Annotated in this window: 4 protein-coding genes; 3 read left to right on the top strand and 1 reads right to left on the bottom strand. The window is 60.6% G+C overall.

Features of this window, described 5'->3' with window-relative positions:
* Window positions 1-389, bottom strand: a 389-nt coding sequence (locus MOV76_RS38810; RefSeq protein ID WP_247266557.1) for an ROK family protein, incomplete at its 3' end; no start/stop codon positions are given.
* Between the two features lie 394 nt (window positions 390-783).
* Here MOV76_RS38810 and MOV76_RS38805 point away from each other — a divergent pair.
* The 3 genes from MOV76_RS38805 to MOV76_RS38795 form a co-directional block, all read left to right on the top strand.
* Entirely contained in the window at window positions 784-1,362 is a 579-nt protein-coding gene (locus tag MOV76_RS38805; RefSeq protein WP_026230768.1) for an exopolysaccharide biosynthesis protein, read from the top strand.
* A gap of 151 nt (window positions 1,363-1,513) precedes the next feature.
* Complete coding sequence (locus tag MOV76_RS38800; RefSeq protein WP_018072680.1) at window positions 1,514-2,467, top strand: sugar-binding transcriptional regulator; 954 nt, start codon at window positions 1,514-1,516, stop codon at window positions 2,465-2,467.
* Window positions 2,468-2,613: 146 nt separating this feature from the next.
* Window positions 2,614-2,856 (top strand): extracellular solute-binding protein (locus MOV76_RS38795; protein ID WP_247266556.1); only part of this gene is annotated, 243 nt, incomplete at its 3' end.

Here is a 2,856-nt window from a genome sequence, read left to right as displayed (position 1 = left end):
CCGGTGCCGAGGATGGCGCCGAAGACGATGCGGTGGCCGCGGCCGGCGCCGAGACCGGCTTCGGCAATAGCGAAACAGTCGGCATCGTTGGCGATCAGCACAGGCAGGCCGAGTTCGGCTTCGAGATCGGCCGCGAGCGTGCGGTCGTGGATACAGGGAATGTTGGCGCAGATCAGGCGCTGCGTATCGGGATCGACGACGCCGGCGATGGAGAGGGCGATGCCGTTCGGCTGTTCGCCGGTTTCGGCGATGATGTCGCGCAGGGTCTCGACGAAAGCGGCAAAATCATCCCTGGGTGTCGGGCGGCGGCCGAGGGGAACGATGTCTGTCTCGGAACGAGCGATGCCACCCTTGATGGCGGTGCCACCGATGTCGAATGAAATGATCATTGCCACTCTGCCGTTTCTCTGGTCTCCCAGCGTCTGCTTGCATTGTTGGCGGGGAATTTCAAGCGCTCATTCGGCGGGGTGTCGCCGGCTTTAGGGCGTGCCGTGTGCCATCCCCTCTGTTCTGCAGGACATCTCTCCCGCAGGTCGAATAGGCGGGACGGTTCTCCGTCTTCCATTCCGTCATGGCAAGACGTTGGAGAAATCTGGTGATCCCCAGCCCATCGGCTCCGATCGCAACGGTAATTTCTAACCCCGCAAGTCATTCAATTGGCATATTGCATCGCCAGAATCCGGCCCTACACTTTCATAAACTGTCGGACCCACGACAATCGATACGAGAGAAAACAGTACCATCCGAAGACCACGTCCCAAAGGCCGCCGCCTCTCATCCATTTTGCGGCAGATGGCCGCCGACCACAGCCGCGAACGGATCTCGATCGGCGATCTATTCGACACGATGGGTGACAGGGCGATCAGCGCGTTGATGCTGATCTTCGCGCTTCCGAACGCCTTTCCTACTCCGCCGGGCACCTCGGCCGTGCTCGGGGCGCCATTGATCTTCCTGGCAGCGCAACTGACCTTCGGGCTGAAACCCTGGCTACCGAAGGTGATTGCCAACCGTTCGATGCGCCGGGAGGATTTCGAGACCATCGTCGGCCGCATCCACCGCTGGCTCGCCTGGGCCGAACGCATGCTGAAACCGCGGCTGGCGATCTTCGCCGAACCGCCGGCGGAATATCTGGCCGGGGCGGCATGCCTGCTGCTGTCGATCGTGCTGTTGCTGCCGGTCCCGCTCGGCAATATTCTGCCGGCGATCACGATCTCGGTCTTCGCTTTCGGCATATTGGGCCGTGACGGTCTTTTCGCGCTCATCGGCTTCGTGATGACGGCCGTGTCGCTCGTTATTGCCGGCGGGGTGATTTACGGTCTCGTGAAGGCGGCGATCTATCTCGTCCTGCGATGGCTTGCCTAAGCGGGGGTTTGCCCGAGTGAAGGCGGTTATTTGGCTGGGCTCCCTGCAACAGGCTCGACATTTGCCGGAATTTTGTTTTGATCTGGCGCGATACAGACTCAAACCATGTTCGGCGACGGCGCGCCGGCTCACTTTGCGCGGTAGGCATTAGATGGTAAAAAGATCCGAGACCCCTGCACGGCTCGACGATGCGGCGCGTGCCGGCTGGCTCTACTACGTCGCCGGGCGCACGCAGGACGAAATCGCCGCTGCGATGGGCATCTCGCGGCAATCGGCGCAGCGGCTGGTGTCGCTGGCGGTCGCCGAGCGCCTGATCAAGGTGCGGCTCGATCATCCGATCGCAGCCTGCCTGGAGCTCGGAAGTCAGCTGCGCCGTAAATTCGGGCTGAAACATGTGGAGGTGGTGCCGAGCGATCCCGCGTCGTCGTCGACGACGGTCGGTATCGCCGAGGCAGCGGCGGCCGAGATCGAGCGGTGGCTGAAACGGCCGGAGCCCATCGTACTCGCCATCGGTACCGGCCGCACCTTGAAGGCGGCGGTCGACCAGCTTCCGGCGATCGAATGTCCCAATCACCGCATCGTTTCGCTGACCGGCAATATCGCCCCGGACGGATCGGCGGCCTATTACAACGTCATCTTCAGCATGGCCGATGCGGTGAAGGCACGACACTATCCGATGCCGCTGCCGGTGCTCGTCACCTCGGCGGAGGAGCGCGAGTTGCTGCATGGCCAACAGCTGGTGCGCTCGACGCTTAATATGAGCGCCCAAGCCGATGTCACCTTCGTCGGCATCGGCGAGCTCGGCATCGATGGGCCGCTCTGCGTCGACGGTTTTCTCGAGAAGGACGAGATGATGGAGCTGATGCGGGGGGGCGCTGTCGGCGAAATCTGCGGTTGGATCTTTGATGTCGATGGCAGGTTGATCGACAACCCGATCAACGAGCGCGTCGCGTCCGCGCCGATCCCATCCCGCGATGCATCGATGGTCATTGGGCTGGCCAAGGGCAAGCGCAAGTTCAAGGCGATCAGGGCCGCCGTTGTCGGCCATCAAATCAATGCTCTGATCACCGACGAAGAGACTGCTGAGTTTTTGCTCAAGAACTGAGCAAAAAATATTATATTTAAATCAATGGGATGACTATTGCCTTCGGCACTGCAGCAACGATTGCCGATTGACATTCTTTGTTGTTTGTTGAGTAATTGCCCATGAGCGAAGCGAATGCTCACACCCCATCTTCTGGGAGGAAGATTATGACATTGAGAACTTTTCTGCTGGGCGCCTGCTCAGCACTGGCGTTTGCCGGCATGGCTTCGGCCGAAACGCTGACGATCGCGACCGTGAACAACGGCGACATGATCCGGATGCAGAAGCTGACGGATGATTTCAAGGCGAAGAACCCCGGCATCGACCTTGAATGGGTAACCCTCGAAGAAAACGTGCTGCGCCAGAAGGTCACGACCGACATCGCGACCAAGGGCGGCCAGTACGACGTT

This window comes from Rhizobium sp. PRIMUS64 (assembly GCF_023006465.1).
GTDB classification, from domain to species: Bacteria; Pseudomonadota; Alphaproteobacteria; order Rhizobiales; family Rhizobiaceae; genus Rhizobium; species Rhizobium leguminosarum.
This window is presented reverse-complemented; position numbering and strand designations above follow the sequence as displayed.